The 24,128-nt window shown below is 67.7% G+C and carries 23 protein-coding genes and 1 tRNA gene; 8 read left to right on the forward strand and 16 right to left on the reverse strand.

Annotated elements, in window-relative coordinates; translation table 11 throughout:
* Positions 1-51: 51 nt before the first annotated feature.
* Genes C0R46_RS15815 through mtnK form a run of 4 tightly spaced genes read right to left on the reverse strand, consistent with a single transcriptional unit; the run spans position 52 to position 4,122 of the window.
* Positions 52-1,038, reverse strand: coding sequence for a sugar-binding transcriptional regulator (locus C0R46_RS15815; protein ID WP_102960633.1), 987 nt, complete (start codon positions 1,036-1,038; stop codon positions 52-54).
* Positions 1,031-1,687: a class II aldolase/adducin family protein gene (locus tag C0R46_RS15820; RefSeq protein ID WP_102960634.1), complete on the reverse strand. Its 657-nt coding sequence runs from the start codon at positions 1,685-1,687 to the stop codon at positions 1,031-1,033. The genes C0R46_RS15815 and C0R46_RS15820 overlap by 8 nt, the downstream gene beginning before the upstream one ends.
* Positions 1,688-1,690: 3 nt before the next feature.
* A complete protein-coding gene (mtnA, locus tag C0R46_RS15825; RefSeq protein ID WP_102960635.1) occupies positions 1,691-2,812 on the reverse strand; it encodes an S-methyl-5-thioribose-1-phosphate isomerase in 1,122 nt (373 codons plus the stop codon).
* A complete protein-coding gene (gene mtnK / locus C0R46_RS15830) occupies positions 2,809-4,122 on the reverse strand; it encodes an S-methyl-5-thioribose kinase (RefSeq protein ID WP_102960636.1) in 1,314 nt (437 codons plus the stop codon). The genes mtnA and mtnK overlap by 4 nt, the downstream gene beginning before the upstream one ends.
* Positions 4,123-4,238: 116 nt before the next feature.
* Between mtnK and C0R46_RS15835 the strand changes: the two genes are divergently transcribed.
* The 3 genes from C0R46_RS15835 to C0R46_RS15845 all read left to right on the forward strand — a co-directional run bounded on the left by C0R46_RS15835 (position 4,239) and on the right by C0R46_RS15845 (position 7,915).
* Positions 4,239-5,780 carry a sugar ABC transporter ATP-binding protein gene (locus C0R46_RS15835; protein WP_245413616.1) on the forward strand — a complete coding sequence of 514 codons (1,542 nt, stop codon included), beginning with the start codon at positions 4,239-4,241 and terminating at the stop codon, positions 5,778-5,780.
* A gap of 112 nt (positions 5,781-5,892) precedes the next feature.
* On the forward strand, positions 5,893-6,819 hold the full coding sequence (locus C0R46_RS15840; protein WP_102960719.1) for an ABC transporter permease: 927 nt from the start codon (positions 5,893-5,895) through the stop codon (positions 6,817-6,819).
* A 28-nt stretch (positions 6,820-6,847) separates the two neighbouring features.
* Positions 6,848-7,915: a substrate-binding domain-containing protein gene (locus C0R46_RS15845; protein WP_102960637.1), complete on the forward strand. Its 1,068-nt coding sequence runs from the start codon at positions 6,848-6,850 to the stop codon at positions 7,913-7,915.
* Positions 7,916-8,124: 209 nt separating this feature from the next.
* On the opposite strand, the gene C0R46_RS15850 is transcribed toward C0R46_RS15845, so the two are convergent.
* Positions 8,125-8,200 (reverse strand) — tRNA-Ala (locus C0R46_RS15850).
* A 188-nt stretch (positions 8,201-8,388) separates the two neighbouring features.
* On the opposite strand from C0R46_RS15850, the gene C0R46_RS15855 reads away from it, so the two are divergent.
* Positions 8,389-8,691 carry a YggT family protein gene (locus tag C0R46_RS15855; protein ID WP_102960638.1) on the forward strand — a complete coding sequence of 101 codons (303 nt, stop codon included), beginning with the start codon at positions 8,389-8,391 and terminating at the stop codon, positions 8,689-8,691.
* Between the two features lie 42 nt (positions 8,692-8,733).
* Positions 8,734-9,045, forward strand: coding sequence for a DUF167 family protein (locus C0R46_RS15860; protein WP_102960720.1), 312 nt, complete (start codon positions 8,734-8,736; stop codon positions 9,043-9,045).
* 322 nt (positions 9,046-9,367) lie between these two features.
* Here C0R46_RS15860 and C0R46_RS15865 read toward each other — a convergent pair whose 3' ends face one another.
* From C0R46_RS15865 to C0R46_RS15885, 5 genes are all read right to left on the reverse strand, one after another.
* Positions 9,368-9,517: a YjiS-like domain-containing protein gene (locus C0R46_RS15865; RefSeq protein WP_102960639.1), complete on the reverse strand. Its 150-nt coding sequence runs from the start codon at positions 9,515-9,517 to the stop codon at positions 9,368-9,370.
* Between the two features lie 302 nt (positions 9,518-9,819).
* Complete coding sequence (gene ppa, locus C0R46_RS15870) at positions 9,820-10,359, reverse strand: inorganic diphosphatase (RefSeq protein ID WP_102960640.1); 540 nt, start codon at positions 10,357-10,359, stop codon at positions 9,820-9,822.
* Between the two features lie 115 nt (positions 10,360-10,474).
* Complete coding sequence (locus C0R46_RS15875; protein WP_102960641.1) at positions 10,475-10,981, reverse strand: GNAT family N-acetyltransferase; 507 nt, start codon at positions 10,979-10,981, stop codon at positions 10,475-10,477.
* Positions 10,982-11,186: 205 nt separating this feature from the next.
* Positions 11,187-11,570, reverse strand: coding sequence for a PH domain-containing protein (locus C0R46_RS15880; RefSeq protein ID WP_102960642.1), 384 nt, complete (start codon positions 11,568-11,570; stop codon positions 11,187-11,189).
* A gap of 18 nt (positions 11,571-11,588) precedes the next feature.
* Positions 11,589-12,593 carry a LysR substrate-binding domain-containing protein gene (locus C0R46_RS15885; protein ID WP_198598370.1) on the reverse strand — a complete coding sequence of 335 codons (1,005 nt, stop codon included), beginning with the start codon at positions 12,591-12,593 and terminating at the stop codon, positions 11,589-11,591.
* A 142-nt stretch (positions 12,594-12,735) separates the two neighbouring features.
* Between C0R46_RS15885 and C0R46_RS15890 the strand changes: the two genes are divergently transcribed.
* A complete protein-coding gene (locus tag C0R46_RS15890) occupies positions 12,736-13,044 on the forward strand; it encodes a hypothetical protein (protein ID WP_102960644.1) in 309 nt (102 codons plus the stop codon).
* Between the two features lie 161 nt (positions 13,045-13,205).
* Here C0R46_RS15890 and C0R46_RS15895 read toward each other — a convergent pair whose 3' ends face one another.
* The 3 genes from C0R46_RS15895 to C0R46_RS15905 all read right to left on the reverse strand — a co-directional run bounded on the left by C0R46_RS15895 (position 13,206) and on the right by C0R46_RS15905 (position 19,347).
* Positions 13,206-14,996, reverse strand: a complete 1,791-nt coding sequence (locus tag C0R46_RS15895; protein WP_102960645.1) for a DEAD/DEAH box helicase — start codon at positions 14,994-14,996, stop codon at positions 13,206-13,208.
* A gap of 163 nt (positions 14,997-15,159) precedes the next feature.
* The gene (gene typA, locus C0R46_RS15900) at positions 15,160-16,989 is read right to left on the reverse strand and encodes a translational GTPase TypA (protein ID WP_102960721.1); all 1,830 of its coding nucleotides are present in this window, start codon (positions 16,987-16,989) and stop codon (positions 15,160-15,162) included.
* A 306-nt stretch (positions 16,990-17,295) separates the two neighbouring features.
* On the reverse strand, positions 17,296-19,347 hold the full coding sequence (locus C0R46_RS15905; RefSeq protein ID WP_102960646.1) for a M3 family metallopeptidase: 2,052 nt from the start codon (positions 19,345-19,347) through the stop codon (positions 17,296-17,298).
* Between the two features lie 200 nt (positions 19,348-19,547).
* Here C0R46_RS15905 and C0R46_RS15910 point away from each other — a divergent pair, with 200 nt between their 5' ends.
* Both C0R46_RS15910 and C0R46_RS15915 read left to right on the forward strand, forming a co-directional pair.
* Positions 19,548-20,033, forward strand: a complete 486-nt coding sequence (locus C0R46_RS15910) for a MarR family winged helix-turn-helix transcriptional regulator (RefSeq protein ID WP_102960647.1) — start codon at positions 19,548-19,550, stop codon at positions 20,031-20,033.
* Positions 20,034-20,058: 25 nt separating this feature from the next.
* Positions 20,059-21,309 carry a multidrug effflux MFS transporter gene (locus C0R46_RS15915; protein ID WP_245413617.1) on the forward strand — a complete coding sequence of 417 codons (1,251 nt, stop codon included), beginning with the start codon at positions 20,059-20,061 and terminating at the stop codon, positions 21,307-21,309.
* A 72-nt stretch (positions 21,310-21,381) separates the two neighbouring features.
* Here the strand turns inward: C0R46_RS15915 and C0R46_RS15920 are convergent, their stop codons facing one another.
* From C0R46_RS15920 to C0R46_RS15930, 3 genes are all read right to left on the reverse strand, one after another.
* Complete coding sequence (locus C0R46_RS15920) at positions 21,382-22,077, reverse strand: hypothetical protein (protein ID WP_157944667.1); 696 nt, start codon at positions 22,075-22,077, stop codon at positions 21,382-21,384.
* 213 nt (positions 22,078-22,290) lie between these two features.
* Positions 22,291-22,878 carry a protein-S-isoprenylcysteine O-methyltransferase gene (locus tag C0R46_RS15925; RefSeq protein WP_102960649.1) on the reverse strand — a complete coding sequence of 196 codons (588 nt, stop codon included), beginning with the start codon at positions 22,876-22,878 and terminating at the stop codon, positions 22,291-22,293.
* Positions 22,875-24,089, reverse strand: a complete 1,215-nt coding sequence (locus C0R46_RS15930; RefSeq protein WP_102960650.1) for a hypothetical protein — start codon at positions 24,087-24,089, stop codon at positions 22,875-22,877. The genes C0R46_RS15925 and C0R46_RS15930 overlap by 4 nt, the downstream gene beginning before the upstream one ends.
* Positions 24,090-24,128 lie beyond the last annotated feature (39 nt).

The following is a 24,128-nucleotide window of genomic DNA, read 5'->3' on the forward strand; positions in this document are numbered from 1 at the left end:
GCGGGGCCGGCTGAGAGGCCGGCCCTGCGCTCCGGTCGCAGACTTTTTTGCTCAGGATAGCAGCAGGCTGTGAGCCGAGGCGGCGTCGGTGACGAGATGGGTCACGAAGCCGCCGGCGAGCGCGGCGCGCAGCGAGCCGACGCGCTCCGGTCCCGCGCAGACGGCGATGCGCCGGCGGACGGTGCGCAGCCGGTCGAGATCGATGCCGATGATGCGGCCGTCGAGCGGGCCTGCGAGCGGCGATCCGTCCGCACCGATGAAGCGCCCGGCGATCACGGCCGCCGCGCCCCTCGCCTGGTAGGCTGCAAGGTCCGCCGGCGTCGCAACGCCCGACTGGACGATGTGGCTTTCCGGCGTTGCGAGGCCGACGGCGAAGAGGGCGGCGTCGAGCTGGTCGAGACCGGCGAGCTGCCGGGCGATCGGCGCCTCGCGGCTCAGCGCTTCCACCAGTGCCGCGTTCGAAAGGACCGCCGGCGCATGCAGGTTGAGGCAGATCGCGCCCATCCGGTCGGCGATCAGCGAGGTGCAGCTTTCGGCGGTGAAGCGGAAGGGCAGCGCCATCGAGCCGACGAGCTGCACCACCGTCATCTCCGGATGCGAGCGGCGCGGCAGCAGCTCGGCGACGCGGTGCACGGTCTCGCCCCAGGCGACGCCGAGGCGGTCGCTTGGCCCGACCAGATCGTCCAGCCACATGGCCGCGGCGCGCGCCACACCTTCCAGTGCGGGAGCCGTGTTGTCCGGCACCAGGTAGACCGCTTCGAGGCCATGGCGCTCGGCGAGCGACTTGGCGAGCTGCGAGCGGGAGAGGAGCGCCGGGTCGAGCGAGATGCGCACCAGCCCCTCGTCGCGGGCCTGGCGCAGGTAGTTGTGGACGCTGGCCCGGGAGACGCCGAGCCGCTCGGCGATCTCGGCCTGGCTCATATCCTCGACGAAATAGGCCCAGGCGGCCCGCACCATCGGGCTATGCCCGGCCTGCTGCGCCGCCTCGCCCGGGTCGCTCGCGGCGGCCGGCGCCTTGCCCTTTGGGAGCTTAGGCACGGGCCGGCTGCTTGCCGTAATCCGCAAAGAGCGCCAGCACGCGATCCATCTCCGCCGCGTCGAGAATGATGGGCTCGCCGAGGCTGGAGGCCAGGATCAGCTGGTGCGCGAGCACCTCCACCTCGCCGGCGAGCCACAGCGCCTTGTCGAGATTGGGCCCGAAGGCGATCTGGCCGTGATTGGCGAGGAGGCAGGCCTTCCGCCCTTCGAGGGCCGCCAGCATCGCATCCGAGAGCTCCTGCGTCCCGAAGGTCGCATAGTCGGCGCAGCGTATGTCGGTGCCGCCGGCGACCGCCACCATATAGTGGAAGGGCGGGATGGAGCGGCGCAGGCAGGACAGCGCGGTCGCATGCGTCGAATGCGTGTGCACCACTGCGCCCGCCTCGGCGCGGTCGCGATAGATGTCGAGATGCATGCGCCACTCGCTGGACGGCTTCCAGTCGCCGGTCCATGCACCGTCATCGGCGACGAAGACGATCTGGTCCGGCTGCATCGCGGCGTAGGATACGCCGGATGGTGTGATCAGCATGCCACCTCCCACACGTGCCGAGACATTGCCCGAGGTGCCCTGATTGATGCCTTCCGCGTTCATGCGCAGGCACGTCTCGATGATGGCGGCGCGCAGGGCGGTGTCCGAGGATGTCTGCATGGATCAGGCGGCGGTCCGGCTGTTACGCTCGGCAAAGAGGGCGGCGATCGCCTCGCTTTCCGCCTTGACGACGCCGCGCTCGGTGATCAGCGCGGTGACGAGCCGGGCCGGCGTGACGTCGAAGGCGTAGTTCGCCACCGGCGAGCCGTCCGGCGTCACCTGCAGCGTGGTAATCTCGCCATCCGGCGTGCGGCCATGGACATGGGTCATCTCCTCGGCGCCGCGCTGCTCGATCGGAATGTCGCGACCTGAATGCAGCGAGAAGTCGATCGTCGGCGAGGGCAGGGCGACATAGAAGGGCACGTCATTATCGTGGGCGGCGAGCGCCTTCAGATAGGTGCCGATCTTGTTGCAGACGTCGCCATTGGCGGTGGTGCGGTCGGTGCCGACGATCACGAGATCCACCATGTCGTGCTGCATGAGATGACCGCCGGTGTTGTCGGCAACGACATGGTGCGGCACGCCGTGATGGCCGAGCTCCCAGGCCGTCAGCGCCGCGCCCTGGTTGCGCGGCCGCGTCTCGTCCACCCACACATGCACCGGAATGCCTTCCTCATGCGCGAGGTAGATCGGCGCCGTCGCCGTGCCCCAGTCGACGGTGGCGAGCCAGCCGGCATTGCAGTGGGTGAGGATGTTGACGGGCTCTCCGGGCTTCTTTCGGGCCGCAATCTCGCGGATGATCTTCAACCCGTTCTCTCCGATCGAGCGGTTGATCGCGACATCCTCCTCGGCGATCTCGCCGGCACGGCGCCAGGCCGCCGCCTCACGCTCCTCGGGGGGAAGCGGCGTCAGGACGCGCATCATCTCGTCGAGCGCCCAGCGCAGGTTCACCGCCGTCGGCCGCGTGGCGTAGAGCGTGTTGTAGACGGTGCCAAGACGCGCATCGGAGGGGTCGCCCTGCAGGCCGAGGGCGACGCCATAGGCCGCAGCGGCGCCGATCAGAGGGGCGCCGCGCACGCGCATGTCGCGGATGGCGCTCGCGGCCTCCTCCAGCGTGTCCAGCGTCATCGTTTCGAAGGCATGAGGCAGGCGTGTCTGATCGATGATGCCGACGCGGCCGGGCTGGCCCTCGGCCGGTGCGGTTTCGACCCAGATGGTACGGGTCGGCTGACCGTTGACCTTCATTGCCTATCTCCAAGAATGGACTGCACGCGCCCGCAGGCGGCGGACACGGTGGCGATCGCTTCGCGCTCGACAACGAGCTGGCGCGCAAGGTTCAGCGCCTGTTTCTCGCAGGCAGCCCGCCGTGCCGGCGGCTCGATCGTTTCGAGGTCGGATACATGGGCGAGGCCGAGGATGCGCCGCGCCATCTTGACGCCGGCAAAGCCGAGGGCATCCACCTGGAGGCGCGCGAGATAGCGCGACAGCGCGGTTTGCGCGGCCTCGTGCTGACCCTGATCCTCGAAGAGCGCGCCCGGAAAGGCGTCGCCCCGGCGCTCGGTACGCCACAGCTCGGAAAACCGGGCGGCGAAGCACTCCCAGGTCCGTTCGGCCTGCGCCAGCACCCAGTCCTGTATCGGCTTCGGGTCGGCCGCATGGCCGCTCTGCGCGAAACAGTTGAGGAAGAGGTTGGCGAGCAGCGCCCCGACGTCGAAGCCCATCGGGCCGTAGAAGGCGAATTCCGGATCGATGACGCGGATGTCCTCGGCCTCGCCATCCTTGGCGACCATCACCGAACCGGTGTGGAGATCGCCATGCACCAACGCCTCGGCGCGGGTCAGGAACATCCACTTTAGCTCCTGCGCCGCCAGCTTCCATTCGGCATCGGCGCGGATGGCCGCGGCCGTCTCGTCGAGCTCCGGCGAGGTCCAGCGGTTCAGCGGATGTTCGCGGTAGGGGTCGGTGAAGACGAGGTCCTCGGTGATCTTGGCGAGCGCGGTGTTGCCGGCAAACAGCGCCATCTCGCGCTTCTTTGCGTCGGCGGAGAGGGAGAGATCGGAGGTGCGGAACAGCGCCTCGGCCATGAAGCGGCCAAGGACCGGCGCTGCCGTCTCGTGGCGCTCGCCCGCGACGAGAGCCTTGCGCCAGATCACGTGGCTCGACAGGTCCTCCATCACGATCAGCGCCTGGCCGCCGTCGAAGCGCAGGATCGCCGGCGTGGCACCGGCGGCTTTGCCCTCGCGGGACAGCGCCGCATGCTCGAAGAAGGAGCGCGACAGCGGCAGCGGCCAGCCCTCGCCGACGAGGCGCACGAAAGGCAGCGCCTGCTTGAGGCAGACCGAACCGGACGGCCCGGTGACGATGTAGACGAAGTTCAGATTGCCGTCGCCGACCTCTCGGACCTGCCAGTCGGCCGGGGTGCCACCGAGTGTCGAGGCGACCTCGGCATAGGCGGCGAGGCGCTCCGGCACGTCCTCCACGGTCAGCGGGCGGTAGGAACGGTAATCCGGCAGCGTGTCCTCGGCCGGCCCTCGGATGTCGTTCTGTTGCAGCATGGGCGGACCTCCCCTTCCGCTTGGCATATTTCAAATCTGTTTGACATAAGCCAATTAGCTGAGCAAGAGTGTTGCTGCAGCCGTCTTGGGAGAGGCGGTTTGGGAGGAAGTTCGTCGTGCTCATTGGGGAGAGTGCGCGGCCGCGCACGGCCGCGCCGCGGCTTGTCGTCGAGGGGCTGACCAAGACATTCGGCGCCGCGCGCGTGCTGAAGGGGGTCGACCTGACGCTGCAGGCCGGCGAGGTCGTCGCCTTCATGGGCGCCAACGGTGCCGGCAAGTCGACGCTGGTGAAGATCGTCGCCGGCGTCCACGAGCCGAGTGGCGGGACGATGCGTCTTGACGGCCACTCCTACGCGCCGGCCTCTCCGTCCGCTGCGCTCGAGGATGGCATCGTCGTGGTCCACCAGGCGATCAACGACAATGTCGTCCTCACCGCCGACGTCCTGGAAAACCTCGCCATCGACCGGCTCTGCCGCGGCGGACCGATCCTGTTCCGGCGCAAGCACTGGCGGGCCGAGGCAACGGCGATGCTGGAGCGGGTCGGCCTCGAGGTGCCGTTGAACCGCATGGTGGGCGACCTGTCACTTGCCGACCGGCAGATGGTGGCGATCGCCCGCGCCCTTGGCCACGCGCCGAAGCTCCTGATCCTCGACGAGCCGACCTCGGCCTTATCGGACAAGGAGGCCGAGCGCCTGTTCGCCGTGGTGGAGCGGTTGAAGGCGCACGGCGTGCCTGTCCTCTACATCTCGCACCGCATGGGCGACATCCGCCGCCTTGCCGACCGCATCGTCACCCTGCGCGACGGCGTCATCACCGGCGACTTCAGCCCGCCGCTCGACTACGAGGGCGCCGTCCACGCCATGCTGGGGCGAGCGCTGACGCGCAGCCGCACGGCCAAGCTTGCCGCGGGACAGCCGGTCGTCACGCTGGACGCCTTGCGCGTTGCGCCTGAGACGCCGCCGGTGTCCCTGAGCCTGCGTAGCGGCGAGGTGACGGCGATCGTCGGCCTCGTCGGGGCCGGCAAGAGCGAGCTCGCCGAGTGCCTGTTCGGCGTGCGCAAACACGCCGGCGGGACGATGCGCCTCGGCGACGAGCCATACGCCCCGGCATCGCCGGGACATGCGGTCTCGGCCGGTGTCCACATGGCGGCGGAGGACCGCAGCGGCGCATCGCTCGTCCCGGACTTCGACCTGACGCAGAACATGACGCTGCCCTTCACACGGGCCTTCAGCGGCACGGCGGGGCTGCTGAAGCGGTCGGCCGAGCGGCGCCATGCCACGAGCTTCATCGACCGGCTCGGCATCGTCACGCCCGGGCCGAACGCGCCGATGTCGGCGCTGTCCGGCGGCAACCAGCAGAAGGTCGTGCTCGCCCGCTGGCTGTCGCGGCCCTGCCGCCTCCTCATCCTCGACGAGCCGTTCCAGGGCGTCGACATCGCCGCGCGCCACGACATTGGCCGGGCCTTGCGCGAGAGCGCCGGGAGCCGGGCGACGCTCGTCCTCTGCGCCGATCTCGACGAGGCCGTGGAAGTCGCCGACCGCATCCTCGTCATGAGCCACGGCGCCATCGTCGCCGAACACGCCGTCGACAGCCTCGACCGCGAAGCCGTCATCAGGGACCTTTCCAAGACAGACCATGCCGCACGCCATGCAGCCTGAACTCGCCCGAGCCCCCACCGAAGCCGGCCCGACCGTCCGCGAGCGGCGCGAGGGCTCCGGCGGCTTCCGCCAGATCGCCGTGCGCTACGGGCTGGTGACGCTGCTCGTCCTGATGGTGATCTTCTTCGGCACGGCCGAGCCGTCCTTCCTGTCGGTCCGCAACCTCGTGATCGTGCTGCAGTCGGTCTCGATCGTGGCGATCCTGGCGCTCGGCGTCACCGCGACGCTGGTGGTCGGCGGCTTCGACCTGTCGATCGGCGCCGTCGCGGCGACGGCGCTGATGACCTCATCATACATCATGGTGGTGTTCGGCGGCGGCACGCTCGCTGCGGTGGGGGCCTGCGTTGCCGTCGGTGCGATCGTCGGCCTCGTCAACGGCCTCCTGATCGTGCGGCTGCGCATTCCTGATCTCCTGGCAACCCTCGGCATGATGTTCCTGCTACTGGGCCTGCAGCTGATCCCGACGCAGGGACGCTCGATCGCCAGCGGCATGTCGATGCCGGACGGTTCCACCGCAACCGGCACCTTCACGCCGGCCTTCCTGGCGCTCGGGCGCTACCGCGTCTCCGATCTCGTGCCGATCTCGGTGATCGTGATGCTGGTGCTTGCGGCCGTCATCACCGTGTTCCTGACCTTCACGCGCTTCGGCCGCGTCATGTACGCCATCGGCTCCAACGAGCGGGCCGCGCGCCTCGCCGGTGCACCGGTCGAGGCCTACCGGATCGCCGCCTACATGATCTCCGGCGTCTTCGCCGCACTCGGCGGCGTGCTGCTCGCCGCCCGTGTCGGGCGCGGCGACGTCTCCTCGGGCAATTCGCTGCTGCTGGACGCGGTCGCCGCCGCGCTGATCGGCTTTGCAGTCTTCGGCGCCGGCAAGCCGAACGCGATCGGCACGGCCATCGGCGCGCTGTTCGTCGGCCTGCTCCTCAACGGGCTGACCATGATGAACGCGCCCTATTACGCGCAGGACTTCATCAAAGGCGCGGTGCTCGTCGCCGCCCTGATGTTCACCTTCGGCCTGTCGAACCGGCCGCGATAATCACAACAAGGGGAAGGGGAGGACTTACATGAACGGCATCACCAGGCGCGGCCTTCTGGCCGGCGCGGCGCTTACGGCCGCACTCGGCGCCGTCGGTACTTTGGGCATCGCGCCGGCGCTGGCGCAGTCTGCCGCGCCGGCACCCTTCGACGGCTCCAAGAAGCCGCGCGTCGCGCTGGTCCGGTATCTGTCGACCGGCGACTTTTTCCAGGCCTATCTCTCCGGCGTGCAGCGCCAGGCCGAGGCGCTCGGCATCGACCTGCGCGTCTTCGACTCGCGCCAGGACGCCGCGCTCCAGGCCGACATGATGGACCAGGCGATCGGCCTCGGCGTCGACGGCATCGTCGTGCAGCACGGTCTGACGGAATCGATGAAGCCGGCGGTGCAGCGCGCCGTCGATGCCGGGATCAAGGTCGTCGCCTTCGACGTCAATGTCGAGAACGATGCCGTGCCGCAGATCGAGCAGTCCGACCGCGACCTTGCACGCCTAGCGCTGGAGCAGGCGATCAAGGACAATGGCGACAGCTTCGAGGCCGGCTATGTCTATGTTGCCGGCATCGCGCCACTCGATCGCCGCGACGAGACGTGGGCTGAGTTCAAGAAGAAGAACGCCGGCATCAAGGAGGTCGCGCGCTTCGGCACGATGGACAACCCGATCGCCAACTCCGTCGCCAACCAGGCCTCTGCGGTGCTGCGCGCCAACCCGACGATCCAGGTGATGTTCGCGCCTTATGACGAATTCGCCAAGGGCGTGAAGATCGCGGTCGACGAGGCCGGCATGTCCGGCGACATCAAGATCTACTCCGCGGACATCTCCACCGCCGATATCGCGGCAATGCGCGAGCCGGGCTCGGCCTGGGCGGCGACCGCCGCCACCAACCCGGCCGTTGTCGGCGAGGTGTCGGTGCGCGCTCTCGCCATGATGCTCGCCGGCGAGGACCCCGGCCATCAGGTGATCGTGCCGCCAACGCTGATCACGCAGGAGCAGCTGAACAGCGAGAACATCTCCAACATGGAAGAATTGGCAAAGAAGCTGCCGCAGTTCGCCCATGCCGACGTCGCCGTGCCCGGCTGGATGAAGCTGCCGGCGCGCTGAGAGAAGTCGAAGCGGGTAATCGAGGCGAGAGGGCGCTGCGTGCGGCCTCTCGCTTTGTCGATGGTAATGCGGACCAGCGGCGATGGCGGTCTGCTGCCGCGCGCTAGTCCCGGGCAGGGCACGCGTTCTCAGGCCCGGTCCGAAGCCGCCTCGTCACGATCGGTGATTGTGTCTGAAGTGGCCGATGCGTCTACGCCCGGCGAGTGGAATGGTGGAGCTGAGCGGGATCGAACCGCTGACCTCGTCATTGCGAACGACGCGCTCTCCCAACTGAGCTACAGCCCCGTCCACCTTCCGGACCGGGATTTAGGGCAGCGCTGCCCGACCTGTCAACGGTTAAACATGGCGGACGAAACATCGGCTGAGATCGCTCATCCAGCGCGGCGCAAGGCTCGTGCGACACGCCCTTCGCTTGCGCCGGAGCGGTGCGATGGCTACATGCCCAAGACGTCAAAGAGGCTCGTGATCCACCTATGCTCGCCGTTATCCAGGTCATCCTGCTCGCGCTCAACATCTACTGGTGGATCATCATCGCTGCGGCGGTGCTCTCCTGGCTCTACGCCTTCAATATCGTCAATTCCGGCAACCAGTTCGTCGATTCCGTCGCGACCTTCCTCTACAAGGCCACGGAGCCGCTGTTCCGGCGGATCCGCCGCATCCTGCCGGATCTCGGCGGTCTCGACCTCTCCCCGCTGGTGGCGCTGCTCGGCATCTTCTTCCTGCAGCAGCTCATCATTCTGTACATCGCCCCAGCCGTCCTTCGCGCCGGCATCTGAGCCTTGGCCGAGCCGGCACAGGCTGCTTCGGCCGGCGCCGGCCTGTTCTGGCGCGAGGAGCGCGGGGCACTCCTGCTCTCTGTACGGCTGACGCCGCGCGCGGCGCTCGATCGGATCGACGGCGTTGCGACGGGTGCCGACGGGCGAACGGTTCTGCAGGCGCGGGTGCGTGCGGTACCGGAAAAGGGCCGCGCCAACGCGGCGCTTGCCATTCTCATCGCCGACTGGCTCGATCGTCCGAAGTCGGCGGTTTCCGTGGTCGCCGGCGGCACGTCGCGGCTGAAGACGGTGCGTCTAGAGGCCTCGGAAAACGAGAGGCCGGCGCTAGTCGCGCGGCTTCTGTCCGCCGAGTAGCGCAGCCCGGCTCAGACCAACTAGCCTGCCCCTGTAATTGCCTATTAGTTAAGCAGCCTAAGGCGTAGGCACTCCTGCGCTGCACAGCTCGCCCAGGCGGTCGGATTGCTGTTGTCATGGGGAGGAGCAGCGGCTGCGCTAGGCGCGGACGGGTAGCCTCGACCTCCGTCCTAAGGGGGGCGCGCCGGGCCGCCGGTTCTTCAGAAACGACAAAGCCGCCGGAAGCGGTGCCGACGCTCTTGAAGAGCATCAAAGGCAGCGCTGCGGCGGCTCGAACGTCAGCCTCCGCCGTCATCAAACGGCGGCGGTATTGCTTGTCAGATCAGCGGCGGCCGTAGCGGACGGCAGCAGCGATATCGCCACGGTTCAGGCCGATATCGGCCAGCTGGCGGTCGCCCATCATGCTGAGTTCGCGCAGATGAGCGCGCTGAGTACGGTAGGATTGGATGCGGTCTGCAAGGCGGTTGAACATTGGTCTCGTCCATCAATCGTGTGATGACGTCTAAATAATGGGCAGCCGTGCCTTTTAATAGTGCAGCGGGTCGCAGCCCTGTCGTGCGCCCGGCGCATAACTCGATGCAAGCTCCGTTCATGCTTGTTTAAGGGTTTGCGTGCCTCATCAGCCATGCTCCCGAAGCGTGTGCCCGGAGCTCCGCCACTGAGTCTCCCGCCGTGGCAACAGCCGGCTTCAGTCCGGCTGGAGGCCGAAATGACAAAGGGCGCAGCTTTCGCCGCGCCCCAAGCTTGATGCCGAGCCATCAGACTCGCCTCGGGTCAGGCCTTCTTGCTGCCCTGATGGCGCTCGACGGCCTCCAGGATCAGCCGCCGGGCCATGGCGCTGTCGCCCCAGTCGCCGATCTTCACCCACTTGCCGGGCTCCAGGTCCTTATAGTGCTCGAAGAAGTGCGCCACCTGGTCGAGCGTGATCGGCGGCAGCTGGCTCGCCTCGGTGATCATCTCGTAGCGGCGCGTCAGCTTGGGCGAGGGGACCGCGATGACCTTCTCGTCCTGGCCGCTGTTGTCCTCCATGACGAGAACGCCGATCGGCCGGCAATTGATGACGCAGCCGGGAAAAAGCGGGCGCGTGTTCATCACGAGAACGTCGATCGGATCGCCGTCGTCCGAGAGCGTATGCGGAACGAAGCCGTAATTGCCGGGATAGGTCATCGGCGTATACAGGAAGCGATCGACGACGAGGGCGCCGGCCTCCTTGTCCATCTCGTACTTGATGGGGTGACCGCCGACCGGAACCTCGATGATGACATTGATGTCTTCGGGCGGGTTCGTGCCGGTGGCGATGGCGTCGATGCGCATGGAAATCCTCTTCCGCGTTGATGGCGCGGTGCTTAGAGCATTTCGAGGCTGAGGCAAATCACTTGCAGTGCAGCTGCAGGTGTGGCGCGGGGCGCCACCGGGCAAAGCGCCGCGGCTATTTCCAGACGAAGGCGATCTTGCCGAGATCCCGGCCGTCGAAACGCTCGCGCCCTTCGGCGACGTCGATGCCGCCCATGGCCTGGTAGAAGCCCAAGGCGTTGTCGTTGTCGGCGAGTGCCCAGACAGCGAGCCCGCGCATGCCGCGGCCTTTCAGGAGGCTCTGCGCCGCCTCGAAGAGCCGGCGGCCGAAGCCGAGCCCCTGATACTCCGGCTGCAGGTAGAGCTCGTAGATCTCGCCGTCGACTTTCAGCGCATCCGTCCGGTTGCGCCCGAGCGTGGCATAGCCGACGACGCGGCGATCGAATTCCAGAACGAGAATGGCGGCACGATTGCGGATCGCCTTCAGCCACCAATCGGCGCCGCGGCGGCCGATCATGCGGCCCAGCGCCTGATGCGGGATCATGCCGGAATAGGCGCCGCGCCAAGCCGCTTCATGGATGGCCGCCAGCGCAACGGCATCATCAGTCTCAGCGTAGCGGACTTCAGCGGCGATCGTCTTCATCGGCTCTTAACCATAAAGGAGGAAATCCGATCCGTCGCCATGCAAAAATTCGTCGCGATCCGTCACTGCGGCCGTTCACGGCCGCGTGTGGAATCCTTGCTGAGCGGGTGTCGCCTTTGCAAGCTCGCCGCAGGCGCGCCCAGAGGTTACCAACAGTTTACGGCCGACGCTGCCGATACAAGCGCTGATGGCGAATGCCCGGACATCAGCTCCGGCCGAACAGCCCGGCGGCGAGCGCCTTCTGGATGCCGGCCGCGTCAACACCGCGGCCGAGCGTGCGCGTCAGCGGCTCGCCCTGCCCAGAGATCCAGATCCGCATTTCGCCCTCCAGATCGAAGTGACCGGCGGATTCCACCGACATCATGGTGATGGCGCGGTAGGGGATCGAGGTGATCTCCCGCTTGCGTCCGGTCAGACCCTGCTTGTCGACGAGGATCAGGCGGTGGCTGGTGAAGACGAAGAGGTCGCGCACCGTGCGGAAGGCAAGTTCCACCGGCTCGTCCGGCAGCAGCACCGGTTCCAGCTCGCGCTGGACGTCGGCGATATCGGCATCGCTCGCATGGCCGAGAAGGGCGGATAGAAGTCCCATCGGTCGCTCCGTTCCTGTTCAGTGACGTTGCTGCGGCAGCTGATCGTTTGGTTCGCCTGCTGCGATCGTCGCGCGAGGCGGAAGGGGAGTGTGCGTGCCCGATCCGTTCGATGGGCAGCGGCAGGCGCTCAAGAGGCGGCTCAGTTCCTCATGCGCAAAATCGATGAAGAGCCGCACCGAAGGCAGCATGCCACGTCGGGAGATGAAGGCAAAATGCAGGACGCCCTCGTCGCCTTGCCACTCGGGAAGGACGCGCACCAGCTCGCCCGAGCCAAGTTTGCGGCCCATGGTCAGCTCGGGCAGGAAGGCAATGCCGCCGCCCTGCAGCGCCATCTGCAGGACGACGGACAGGGAATTGGAGGAGAAGCGCGGACGCACGCGCACCTCCCTGCGCTCGCCGTCCGGGCCATGCAGCACCCATGTCTCGTCGGCCTGCGTGCTGTCGCGGCCGAGCGCCGGCAGCAGCGTCAGATCCTCCGGCTGCTGCGGCGTCCCGTAGCGCTCCAGCAGAGCCGGACTTGCGACCAGCGCGCCGGGCACGTCGCGCAGGCGCTTCACCACGAGATCGCTCTCATTGTCATGGAAGCCGACGCGGATTGCGACGTCGATATGCTCCTCGATGAGGTCGGTGCGGCGGGCCTCGACGACGAACTGCACCCGGACCTTCGGATGACGGTCGAGAAACGTCGGCAGGGCGGCTGCCAGCGCATCGGCACAGATGCCGGGCGGACAGCTGACCCGGACCGTGCCCCGCGGCTCGGCGCTCATGGCATTGGCGACCTCTTCGGCCGCCTCCATCTCCAGCACCGCCGCCTGGCAGTGACGATAGAAACGCTGGCCGATCTCCGTCACCTCGAAACGATGCGTGCTGCGCTCCAACAGGCGCACGTCGAGCTCGGCCTCGAGCGCCTTGATGCGGCGGCTGAGCAAAGACTTCGCGACGCCCAGCGACCGGGCGGCGGTGCCGAAGCCGCGGTGGCGGACAACCGCTTCGAAATAGAAGAGATCGTCGAAGCTCGTCATATCCGGTGTTCTCTCATGGGAACAGTGTGTCGTTTGGAGAGGTCTACCAGCTTTCGTGTTGCGAATATAGATCAGCATCACCGGATGCGCCCGGTGCCTCCAAGGCATGGCAGGGCGCCCGCAGATTTCGAAAGGTAATGATATGACCAAGTTCTCGACACTCGCCGCCGGCACCCTTCTCGGTCTCGCGGCTCTCACCAGCGTCGCCTCGGCGGATGGTCTCGCCGGCTCGCGCAATGCCTTCAAGGCGCAGGAGGAGACCTCCCGTGCCGACGTTGCGCAGGGACGCCACCAGACGCGTGACGCTGCCCCGCTCGGCTATACCAGCGGCCAGGACCGGAGCAACGCCCGCTTCGAGGGTGTACGCGTGCGCAACACGCCGGCGCCGGCGACCCGGGGTTCCAAGGCGCTCCCTGAGGAGCGCGTGCTGGTGCCGGGCACCCAGTTCTGACGTTCAAGCCGCGTCTGCAGCCCCCCTCGGACGCGCAAAAGCCCGGAGCCAGCGACGGCCCCGGGCTTTTTCATGCGCAGTGCGCAGCGTGCCGATCATCCCGGCGGGGCTGATCGAAGCTCAGCGGTGAGCTGTGCATCCAGGGTTCAGAGGGGCGACGCTCAGGCCTTCTTCGGCTTGGGGCGCCGCGGCTTGTCGAACTTGGCCGCGGCCTTGTCGCCGGGCTTGCCGGCCGGACCTGCGTGCGGCCCTTTCCGGAACGGCTTCTTGCCGCGGGCATGCGCCGGACCGTCACGGCGGGTCTCCTTGCCCGGTGCGCCGCCCTCGGAGAGCTGCGTGATGGTGATGTCGTCGCCTCCATCACGGTCGGCCGCCTGCGCAAAGCGCTCGGCCGCCTCGGCGGCGATCTCGACCTTGGTTTCGCTGTCGAAGATGCGGATTGCGCCGATCTCCGCCCGGCTCACCTGTCCCCGCCGGCAGAGGAGCGGCAGCAGCCACTTCGGATCGGCATTGTTGCGCCGGCCGACATCGAGATGGAACCAGACCTTGGGACCGCTCACGCGCTTGTCGCCGTCGTGCTCCTTGCGGTTCTTCCTGTCGCGCTCGCCGAAGCCTTCCGCGCCCTTCGTGTCGCGGGCAAAGCCGGGATCGTAGACCTCTTCCGGAGCGGGCAGCCGCTCGCGATAGCCCTTCACGAGCGCTGCGGCGAGCTGCTCGGCCGAATAGGTCTCGAGCAGCCTGCGGGCGACGGCGAGATCCTCCTCCGAACCCGCCTCGGCAAAGATCGGATCGGCGAGGAGGCGCTCCTCGTCCTGCTGACGGATGTCGTCGGCGCTCGGTGCGGCGCCCCAGCTGGCCTGGATGCGCGCCTCGGTCAGCAGCCGGTCGGCCTTGCGGCGGCGGGAGATCGGCACCAGCAGCACCGACACGCCCTTGCGGCCGGCACGCCCCGTGCGGCCGCTGCGGTGCTGCAGCGTCTCGGCGTCGTGCGGCAGGTCGGCATGGATGACGAGGCCGAGGCTCGGCAGATCGATGCCGCGGGCGGCAACGTCGGTGGCAACGCATACCCGCGCGCGGCCGTCGCGCAGCGCCTGCATGGCCTGGTTGCGCTCGGCCTGGCCGAGCTCACCGGACAGCGACACAGCCGAGAAGCCGCGCTCCAAGAGGCCGGAATAGAGGTGGCGAACGGCCTCGCGCGTGTTGCAGAAGATGATGGCGCTCGGCGCATCGATGAAGCGCAGGAGGTTGACGACGGCGTGCTCGATCTCCTTCGGCACGACGCGGATGGCGCGATATTCGATGTCGGCGTGCCCCGTGGAGCCGCGCCCCGCCTCGATACGCAGCGCATCCTTCTGGTAGCGCTTGGTCATGCCGCGGATCGCGTCGGGGAGCGTCGCGGAGAAGAGGAGGGTGCGGCGTTCGGCCGGCGTCGCCTCCAGGATGAACTCCAGATCCTCGCGGAAGCCGAGATCGAGCATCTCGTCGGCCTCGTCGAGGACGAGCGCCTTCAGATTGCCGATGAGGAGCCGGCCGCGTTCCAGGTGATCGCGCAGGCGCCCGGGCGTGCCGACGACGATATGGGCGCCCTCGGCGAGGCGCTTCTGCTCGGCGCGCGGATCCATGCCGCCGACGCAGGTGACGATGCGCGCGCCGGTATGGGCATAGAGCCAGAACAGCTCACGCTGCACCTGCAGGGCAAGCTCGCGCGTCGGCGCGACGACGAGGGCGAGCGGCTCGCGCGCGGCGGGCAGCGTCTCGGCATCGCCGAGCAGCGTCGGCGCCATGGCAAGACCGTAGGCTACGGTCTTGCCGGAGCCGGTCTGGGCGGAGACGAGAAGGTCGCGGCCCGCGGTTTCGGGTGCCAGCACCGCGGCCTGCACGGGGGTCGGCTGGGAATAGTCGCGCTCGGCAAGAGCCTTCGCGAGAGCAGGGCTGGTCAGGCTGAAGGGCACGGGCGGCGTCCTCGATCAAGGGGCGAAAGCGGCACACGCGGCCGCTGCGGTCACGGAACAAGGCGCCGCCGGGCCGGTCGCTCTCCGCAGGAAGAGCGCGCAAATAAAAAGACCGGAAGCCGGAGCTTCCGGTCTGCATCAATGTGGCACCCGAGGAAGGGCCTCAGGCGGCCTTGCGGCTCTTCTCGAAGCGCTTGCGCTCATGCGGGTCGAGATAGAGCTTGCGCAGGCGGATCGACTTCGGCGTCACCTCGACGAGCTCGTCGTCCTGGATCCAGGAGAGCGCGCGGTCGAGCGTCATGCGGATCGGCGGCGTCAGCTTCACCGCCTCGTCCTTGCCAGCGGCGCGGATGTTGGTGAGCTGCTTGCCCTTGAGGACGTTGACCTCGAGGTCGTTGTCGCGGGTGTGGATGCCGATGATCATGCCCTCATAGACCTTCACGCCCGGGTCGATGACCATGGGGCCGCGATCTTCGAGGTTGAACAGCGCATAGGCCACCGCCTCGCCGGCCGCATTGGCGATGAGGACGCCGTTGATGCGGCCCTGCAGCTCGCCCTTGTAGGGCGCATAGGAGTGGAACAGGCGGTTCATGATCGCCGTGCCGCGCGTGTCGGTCAGAAGCTCCGACTGGTAGCCGATGAGGCCGCGGGTCGGCGCATGGAAGACCAGGCGCTGACGACCGCCGCCGGACGGGCGCAGCTCGACCATCTCGGCCTTGCGCTCGCTCATCTTCTGCACGACGACGCCGGAATGCTCCTCGTCGACGTCGATGACGACTTCCTCGATCGGCTCCAGCGTCTCGCCGGTCGCCTCGTCCTTCTGCATTACAACGCGCGGACGCGAGACGCCGATCTCGAAGCCTTCGCGGCGCATGGTCTCGATGAGGACGGCCAGCTGCAGCTCGCCGCGGCCGGAGACGTAGAAGGAATCCTTGTCCTCGGCTTCCTCGATCTTCAGCGCGACATTGCCCTCGGCCTCCTTCAGGAGGCGATCGCGAATGACACGGCTTGTCACCTTGTCACCCTCGGTACCGGCGAGCGGCGAGTTGTTGACGATGAAGGACATCGTCACGGTCGGCGGATCGATCGGCTGCGCCTGCAGCGGCTCCGAGACCTGCGGATCGCAGAAGGTGTCGGCGACGGTGCCCTTCGAGAGGCCGGCGATGGCGACGATGTCGCCCGCCTCGGCATATTCGATCGGCTGGCGCTCGAGGCCGCGGAAGGCCAGTATCTTGGAGATGCGGCCGTTTTCCAGGAGCTCGCCATCATGGGAGATGACCTTGACGGCCTGGTTCGGCTTGATCGAGCCGGACTGGATGCGCCCGGTGATGATGCGGCCGAGGAACGGGTTGGCCTCGAGGATGGTGCCGATCATCTTGAACGGCTCGTCCTTGCCGGCGGTGTCCGGCTCCGGCACGTGCTTCAGGATCAGGTCGAAGAGCGGTGCGAGACCCTGGTCCTGCGGGCCTTCCGGCGCCTCGGCCATCCAGCCGCCGCGGCCCGAGCCGTAGAGCACGGGGAAGTCGAGCTGCTCCTCGGTGGCGTCGAGATTGGCGAAGAGGTCGAAGATCTCGTTCAGGACTTCCTGGTGGCGCTCGTCCGGACGGTCGATCTTGTTGATCGCGACGATCGGGCGAAGGCCGACCTTCAGCGCCTTGGACAGCACGAACTTGGTCTGCGGCATCGGACCCTCGGAGGCGTCGACGAGGATCACCGCGCCGTCCACCATGTTGAGGATGCGCTCGACCTCGCCGCCGAAATCGGCGTGGCCCGGCGTGTCGACGATGTTGATGCGCGTGTCCTTCCAGACCACCGAGGTGGCCTTGGCGAGGATGGTGATGCCGCGCTCCTTTTCGAGATCGTTGGAGTCCATCGCGCGCTCCTCGACGCGCTGGTTCTCGCGAACCGAGCCGGACTGCGCGAGCAGCTTGTCGACGAGCGTGGTCTTGCCATGGTCGACGTGCGCGATGATCGCGATGTTGCGAAGCTTCATGAGTTTCACCGGACGGGGTTTGGGGGACGCGAAAAGGCCCTTCCTTCGCAAAGGAAAGGCCAGACCAAGCGCGATTTGAGGCTCTCTTACAGGAAACTTCGCAAATGCGAAAGGCCGCGAGGCTGCGTCCGGCGCATAGGGTTTATGCGGCAGACGCCGATGCGGTTGTGAAAGGTCCTGTGTTGCCTCTCTTAGGCGAATCCAGCGCTGGTAAATGCGGTCCTATCGCTAGGAAGCTGTCGGTACGGCGAAGAACACAGGCGAAGGGGACCGCCACACTGGCGTACAGCGGGCGATACGGCCCCGTCAGACGACGAAGCCGCGCTTCCTCAGAAGCGCCGCGCTGGTCGGCATGCGGCCGCGGAAGGCGGTGTAGAGTTCGCCGGCGTCGCGCGAGTTGCCGGCGGAGTAGACATGCCGGTGCAGCTTCTCCGCCGTTTCGCCGTGGAACGGGTCGCCCGCCTCGCCGAAGGCGTCGAAAGCGTCCGCATCCAGCACCTCCGACCACATGTAGGAATAGTAGCCGGAGGAGTAGCCGTCGCCCGAGAAGATGTGGGCGAAGTGCGGCGAGCGATGCCGCATGACGATTTCCGCCGGCATGCCAAGCCGCTCCAGCATCTCGCGTTCGGCTTCGAGCGGGTGTGCCGGCGCCTCCGCCGCCTCGTGGAGACCGAGGTCGATCAGCGCCGATGCGGTGTATTCCACCGTCTCGAAACCGGCATCGAAGCTGCGCGATGCCAAGAGCTTCTCCAGAAGCGCCGGTGGCAGCGTCTCGCCGGTCTCGGCATGGACGGCGTGGCGCGACAGGACGGCCGGCACCGTCAGCCAGTGCTCGTAAAGCTGCGAGGGCAGTTCGACGAAATCGCGCGAGACGGCGGTGCCGGCGAGCGAGGGCCATGTCACGTCGGACAGGAGGCCGTGCAGCGCATGGCCGAACTCGTGGAAGAGCGTGCGCGCGTCGTCGATCGACAGCAGCGCCGGCGCGCCTTGCGGCGGCTTGGCGAAGTTGCAGATATTGTAGATGATCGGCGTCTCGCCATCGAGGCGGTTCTGCGCCCGAAGCGCGCTCATCCAGGCGCCGGAGCGCTTTGAGGGCCGGGCGAAATAGTCGCCGAGGAAGAGGCCGCGGTCGCTGCCGTCCCGCCCGCGCACCCGCCAGGCGCGCACGTCGGGATGCCAGGCCACCGCATCGGCCAAGGCCTCGAAGCGCAGGCCGAACAGCCGGCCGGCGACGTCGAAGGCCGCCTCGATCATCCGCTCCAGCTGGAAGTAGGGCTTGATCTCGGCTTCCTCGATCTGGAACTCGGCCTGACGCCGCTTCTCGGCGTAGTAGCGCCAGTCAAAGGGGGCGAGCGGGTCGTTCGCGCCGGACGCGGCGGCGATCGCCTTGAGCGAGACGGCGTCGCGCGCGGCACGGTCCTTGGCGTGGCCCCAGACCTCCTCCAGCAGCGTACGGACGGCGGCCGGCGTCTTCGCCATGGTGTCGTCGAGCTTGTAGGCCGCGAAAGAGGGATAGCCGAGGAGGCGCGCTTTTTCGGCCCGGAGCGCCAGGATCTCCGCCAGGATCGGCCGGTTGTCCGTCTCGCCCTCGTTTTCGCCCCGCGCGATCCAGGCTGCGAAGGCGCGCTCGCGCAGGTCGCGGCGGTCGGAGTAGGACAGGAATGGCACGACGATCGAGCGCGACAGCGTCAGCGCATAACCTTCGATGCCGCGCTCGCCGGCCGCCGCCTTCATCGCCTGGCGCAGCGAGGCCGGCAGGCCGTCAAGGTCGGCCTCCGTGAGCGGCAGCACGAAGTCGCGCTCGTCGGCCAGGATGTTCTGCGAGAACTGCGTGCCCAGCGCGGAGAGCCGCTCGTCGATCGCGGCCAGCCGCGTTCGTGCCTCTCCGGTCAGCCTGGCGCCGGAGCGTACCAAGCCGAGATGGGTGCGCTCCAGCAGGCGAAGATCCTCCGGCGCAAGGCCGGTCAGCGTGGCGCGCCGGGCGTGGAGGGCGTCGATGCGCGCAAACAGCTTGGCATTCAGCGCAATGGCGGAGGAATGCCGCGAGAGTTTGGGCGAGACGGCCCGCTCGACGCGCTGCAGCGCATCACTGGTCTCGGCGCCGGTCAGCGCGAAGAAGGTGCGGGCGACCCGCGACAGCGCGCGGCCAGAGCGCTCCATCGCCGCCAGCGTGTTGGCGAAGGTCGGCTCGGCCGGATCGTCGGCGATCGCATCGATTTCGCCGGCATGAGCGACGATCGCTGCGTCAAAGGCGGGCTCGAACATCTCCGCCGTCAGTTCAGAAAAACGCGGGAGGCCGTGGGGCGCATCGAAGGAGAACAGGGCGTCGATGGGCCGTTCGGTGGAGATATTCGTCATGACACGCTCGTGATCGTCGCGGTTCCGCCAGTCGCGGCAGTGTCTTAGCCTGGCCGCTACGGCGCTGTCATGCGGCGTTTGAGCCGCATCGGGCGTATAGACTATTCATGGCGGGGCTAAGTTGGTACGTCCAACGCGCTCCGCATCTCTGCGGTATCTTGCCTTTCCAAGGAAAGGATCGAACCGGACCGCCCGACCGAATGACGCATCAGCTACTATCCGATACCTCCGTCAACTTCCTCCTGAACGACGTCGCGCGCCTGCTGCGCCAGGCGTTCGAGCGCGCGGTGATCGAGGCCGGGATGGAGCTGACGCCGGGCGAGGTGAGGGCGCTCGCCTATGCGACCCGCTACAGCGGCTCGCGCCAAGCCGCGCTCGCCGATCGGATGGGCGTCGAGCCGATGACGCTGTCGGCCTATCTGGACCGGCTGGAGACGCAAGGACTGATCCAGCGCACGGTCGATCCGCGCGATCGTCGCGCCAAGATCATCGTGCCGACCGACGCCGCGAACCAGGTCTTCCAGGACATCCACCCGCTGATCGAGACGATGTACGAGCGGATGATGAACGGCATCGATGCCGACGAGCGCGCATTGATCAAGCGGGCGCTGGAACATATGCGCGCCAATCTTGCCAATGAGCGATCCGGCGACGGGTCTGCCGACGCCGAGCCGGTGACGGCCTAGCGCGGTTCCGGCTGACCGTCCTGTCATGACCAGCCCGCGGACGCCCGGTTCGATGTCGGAGCGGCGGACCAGCCTGATCGGCGGCCTCCTGGTCGCGATCGGCCCGGTGTCGATGGCGCTCTACACGCCGGCCATGCCGGCCCTGGTGGAGGCCTTCGGCACGACCGAGGCGGTGGTGAAGCTGACGCTCGCCGTCTATTTCGCCGGCTTCTCGGTCACGCAGCTCATCTGCGGGCCGATTTCCGATGCGGCTGGCCGGCGTCCGACGACGCTCGCCTTCATGGTCCTCTATCTCGCCGGCTCTATCCTGGCGGTGCTGGCGCCCGACATCGGCACGCTGCTCGTCGCACGGCTGCTGCAGGGCATCGGCTCCTCGGTCGGCGTGGCGACCTCGCGCGCCATCGTGCGCGACCAGTTCACCGGCGAGCAGTCGTCGCGGATCATGAACACGATCGGCATCGTGCTCGCCATCGGGCCGGCGTTGTCGCCGACCATCGGCGGCATCACGCTGGCGCTCGCGGGCTGGCATGCGATCTTCGTCGTCATGGTGTTCTTCGGGCTGATCGTTGTCGGCGTCACACTCGGGCCAATGCGTGAGACCGTCGCGCCGGACTGGAGCCGCATCCGGCCGGGCGCGATCCTGCGCGCCTATGGGCGGCTTGCCACCAATCGGCACTTCCTCGCGTCCAGCCTGACGATCGGCGGCTCGGCCGGCGCGCTCTATACGCTCGCCACCATCCTGCCCTTCGTGCTGATCGACACCGCCGGCCTGACGCCGACGCAGTTCGGCATCGGCATGCTGGCGCAGTCGGGCACCTATCTCGGTGCCTCGGTCGTCGTGCGCCTGCTGCTGCCGCGGTTCGGAGCGCAGCGACTCGTGCCGGTCGGCCTCGGCTTCATTGCCGCGGGCAGCCTGGCGCTGGTGATCTCGATCGCGTGGCTTTCGCCGAGCTATCTGTCGATCATGCTGCCGGTGGCCGCTTATGCGTTCGGGATCGCCTTCGTGATGCCGGCGATGACGACGGCTGCGCTCGCCCCCTTCGCCCACATGGCAGGCGCGGCCTCGGCGGGCATGGGCTTCGTCCAGATGGGGACCGGCATGCTCGGAGGGCTCATCTGCGCGGCGATCGGCCATCCGGTGCTGGCGATGCAGACCGTGATCCCGTCGCTCGGGCTGATCGCGATCGTCAGCTACCTCATCTTCCGCCGGGAGGCGCACCACGACGATGCGCGGGCGCAGATGCCGGCAGCGGAGGCGCCGGAGGCGGGTACGTAGCCCTTCGTCGAAGGATCGGGCGCCCTGGGCGCTGCAGCCGGTGTGACGCCGGCCGGTCGCGCGCGTTGAGCCTCAGGCGTCCGGGCGCTGCACCGGCTTGCTGATCTGGCCGCCATCTCCATTGGCGCGGATATAGGCCTGCACATAGGCGAAGGTCGGCACGGCGCGACCCACCGGCTCGCGCAGACCAGCGACGCTGCCGAGCGATGCGGCGAAGTTGTTGCAGTTGAAGCCGAACATCGTCCAGGTCGGCGGGTTGCGCCGATAATAGGCGACCTTGGCGAGAAGCTTCTTGTACTGCTCTTCCGTCAGCGAGACCCGGTAGGCGTCGAAGGTCCCCATCGAGCAGTCGAGGATGCTCGGCTCGAGCTCCACCGGCATCGGCACCAGGGCGCCGCCATAGAGCCCGACCACGTAGCCCTTCGGATAAGAGCCGATATGGTAGCGCGACACCGGGTTGCCGGCGGCATCGAGGCGCCCGAAGGCGACATACATGTGGCCCGACGGGATCGCCGGCGACATGCGGCCGCGGAACTCGATATAGGCGGGGTCGCCGGCCCGGACGCGGGAGGCCGTCAGCGGCACGGTGCGGCCCATTCCGCCATTGTTGGAACAGGTGAGACCCTTCAGCGTCGCCGGACTATCGGCTTCGGCCGTATAGGCGGAGACCGCCGCATCCGTCGGGCCACTGGTCTGGCAGGCGCCAAGGGCGAGGCCAGACGCCAGCAGCGACGCGACAACAGAAAGGCTGCGTCTGATGCGGGTCATGGACAGCGTCTCTTTTCGGGAGCGGATGAGGCGATTGCGGATCGAGATGAAGGTCGTCGGGGCCGCCCTGCGGTGCCGCGTCTTCATCGCGCCTTAAGGTTTCGATGCGTCTGCGCTTCTAGCACGGCAGCAAAAAGGCGCGCAGGACTGCCGCGGGTAAGGTCGCCGTTTCACCGAGGAAGTGTTGCGCAAACATGACAGGCGCGGCCAGCCTCAAAACACGCCGGGGATGATACGCGCGGTGCGGCGGCGATAGGCGCGATAATCCTCACCGAAGGTTTCCTCCATCATCCGCTCCTCCGGGCCGATGCGGAAGGCGAAGAGGATGCCGAAGCCGACGAGACCGGCCAGCCCGGCGACGAGGTTCGGAACCAGCAGCGCCTGCGCCAGCGCCATGGTCCAGAAGGCCGAGTACATCGGATGCCGCAGCCGCCCGTAGATGCCGTCGGTGACGAGGCGGTGGCTGTCCCGGATGTCGAGCGAGACCGACCACATCTTGCCGAGCGCCTTGTGGGTGAGACGGAAGAGGACGAGCGCGACGGCGGCCGCAACGACGCCGAGCCCGATCTGCAGCATCGACGGCTGGTAGGTGGCAAAGCGCGGGAAGCCGGTGGCGGCGAAGATGCCGGGCAGGATGCCGAGACCGGTGAGGGAGATCGCCATGCGCAGCGTTTCGGCGGCGCCACGCTTCGTCTTGGCCACACGGCCGCGCTTGGCCCGCCGCTCGAAGGGATAGCGGATCACGTACCAGGCGACGACGGTCAGAACCCAGGCGGCGGTGCCGAAATGGGCGGGCGTCATCGGACCGCGTCCATCATCTCGGGCTCGGCCGCCGGCGCGGCGGCCGTTCCCAACGTCTCGGCCAGAGGCGGGCGATCGATGGTCCCGGCTTCGGTGAAGGTCTGCATGGAGAGGGGGCCCAGAAGGAGCATGTGGAAGGAGAATGAACTCCGCCGCTCGACCCCATAGACGAATTGACGGTGCAGGCGGAAGAAATTGCGCTTCACGCGCTTGAACGTCTCCGGCTTGACCAGCTTGCGCAGCGAGATGCGGCGGACGAAGGGCGTGCGCCCGTCAGTGATGCCGAGGGACGTCGCCGGGTTCGACCGGTAGAAGCTGATCGGGTCCGACAGGGCCTGCACGTCGCACCAGAGAAGGCGGCGGTCGACGACGATGGTATGCACGGCCTCCCGTTGCGTCTGCGCCGCCGGGTGGAGGGCCGTCTTCAGCAGGCTGGAGCCGACGGTCAGGACGGCAATCTCAGGATGGCGGCCACGAACCTCGGCCAATGCGCCGGCGAGCGCCACCACGGCGAGCGACGCGCCGAGACTATGGGCGGCGACCACGACCTCCTGCGCATCCGTGGCAGCCAGCCTGTCGGCCATGGTTCGGCGATAGATGGCGACCCGTGCATCGAGGGCGGCGTTGCCGCCGCGACAGAGGTCATAGGCGAAGGCCCAGTCGTCCATGGCGGTCAATAGATGCAGGCGGCGGCTGGCACGCGCGGTGAGCCCGGCTGTGACGACGAGCCCGAGCGGCACGCTCCAGACGGCATGCAGACCGGAGCGGCCGAGCATGAGCGGCAGCAGCGCGACGACGACGCCGGCGGCCAGCGTCGCCAGGAGGACGACGATGGGAAACAGGAAGAACAGGGCATAGCGCCAGCTGACGCGGCAGTAGCGAAAGAAGGTGCCGGTGGCGACGAAGTCGGCGAGCGCCCGTGCACCCAGGATGAGGCGCCGCAGCGATGGCCGTGCGGCATAGTCGAGGATCAGGTCGCCGAAGTCGCAGAAGACAATCTCGGTCTCCGTCCGCCAGCCGGCGCCGGATGCCGTCACCGGCATGGCGAAGCGCCCGCCGCCCGAGGGCGAGTGGTCCCGCGGTGGGAAGCTGACCGTCGCATCCCAGGTCGCGGCTGCCATGCCGGCGCCGCGGCGGAAGCGCTCCACCTGGCGGGGGGTGTCGAGCGGCTCGAATCCTGGAAACAGGAAGACAAGCCGTCGAGCGATCATCTGCAAACTCCGAACACGGCCGACGAGACAGGCGACAGA

Origin of the sequence: Mangrovicella endophytica, assembly GCF_002893625.1 — a bacterium.
In the GTDB taxonomy this organism is placed as follows: Bacteria; Pseudomonadota; Alphaproteobacteria; order Rhizobiales; family Rhizobiaceae; genus Mangrovicella; species Mangrovicella endophytica.

Excerpts from the sequence above, each read along its gene's own strand:
- C0R46_RS15820 (WP_102960634.1), bottom strand. The coding sequence starts at position 1,687 with ATGCAGACATCCTCGGACACCGCCCTGCGCGCCGCCATCATCGAGACG.
- mtnA (WP_102960635.1), bottom strand. The coding sequence starts at position 2,812 with ATGAAGGTCAACGGTCAGCCGACCCGTACCATCTGGGTCGAAACCGCA.
- mtnK (WP_102960636.1), bottom strand. The coding sequence starts at position 4,122 with ATGCTGCAACAGAACGACATCCGAGGGCCGGCCGAGGACACGCTGCCG.
- C0R46_RS15840 (WP_102960719.1), top strand. The coding sequence starts at position 5,893 with ATGGTGATCTTCTTCGGCACGGCCGAGCCGTCCTTCCTGTCGGTCCGC.
- C0R46_RS15845 (WP_102960637.1), top strand. The coding sequence starts at position 6,848 with ATGAACGGCATCACCAGGCGCGGCCTTCTGGCCGGCGCGGCGCTTACG.
- C0R46_RS15855 (WP_102960638.1), top strand. The coding sequence starts at position 8,389 with ATGCTCGCCGTTATCCAGGTCATCCTGCTCGCGCTCAACATCTACTGG.
- C0R46_RS15865 (WP_102960639.1), bottom strand. The coding sequence starts at position 9,517 with ATGTTCAACCGCCTTGCAGACCGCATCCAATCCTACCGTACTCAGCGC.
- ppa (WP_102960640.1), bottom strand. The coding sequence starts at position 10,359 with ATGCGCATCGACGCCATCGCCACCGGCACGAACCCGCCCGAAGACATC.
- C0R46_RS15875 (WP_102960641.1), bottom strand. The coding sequence starts at position 10,981 with ATGAAGACGATCGCCGCTGAAGTCCGCTACGCTGAGACTGATGATGCC.
- C0R46_RS15880 (WP_102960642.1), bottom strand. The coding sequence starts at position 11,570 with ATGGGACTTCTATCCGCCCTTCTCGGCCATGCGAGCGATGCCGATATC.
- C0R46_RS15885 (WP_198598370.1), bottom strand. The coding sequence starts at position 12,593 with ATGACGAGCTTCGACGATCTCTTCTATTTCGAAGCGGTTGTCCGCCAC.
- C0R46_RS15890 (WP_102960644.1), top strand. The coding sequence starts at position 12,736 with ATGACCAAGTTCTCGACACTCGCCGCCGGCACCCTTCTCGGTCTCGCG.
- typA (WP_102960721.1), bottom strand. The coding sequence starts at position 16,989 with ATGAAGCTTCGCAACATCGCGATCATCGCGCACGTCGACCATGGCAAG.
- C0R46_RS15905 (WP_102960646.1), bottom strand. The coding sequence starts at position 19,347 with ATGACGAATATCTCCACCGAACGGCCCATCGACGCCCTGTTCTCCTTC.
- C0R46_RS15910 (WP_102960647.1), top strand. The coding sequence starts at position 19,548 with ATGACGCATCAGCTACTATCCGATACCTCCGTCAACTTCCTCCTGAAC.
- C0R46_RS15915 (WP_245413617.1), top strand. The coding sequence starts at position 20,059 with ATGACCAGCCCGCGGACGCCCGGTTCGATGTCGGAGCGGCGGACCAGC.
- C0R46_RS15920 (WP_157944667.1), bottom strand. The coding sequence starts at position 22,077 with ATGACCCGCATCAGACGCAGCCTTTCTGTTGTCGCGTCGCTGCTGGCG.
- C0R46_RS15925 (WP_102960649.1), bottom strand. The coding sequence starts at position 22,878 with ATGACGCCCGCCCATTTCGGCACCGCCGCCTGGGTTCTGACCGTCGTC.
- C0R46_RS15930 (WP_102960650.1), bottom strand. The coding sequence starts at position 24,089 with ATGATCGCTCGACGGCTTGTCTTCCTGTTTCCAGGATTCGAGCCGCTC.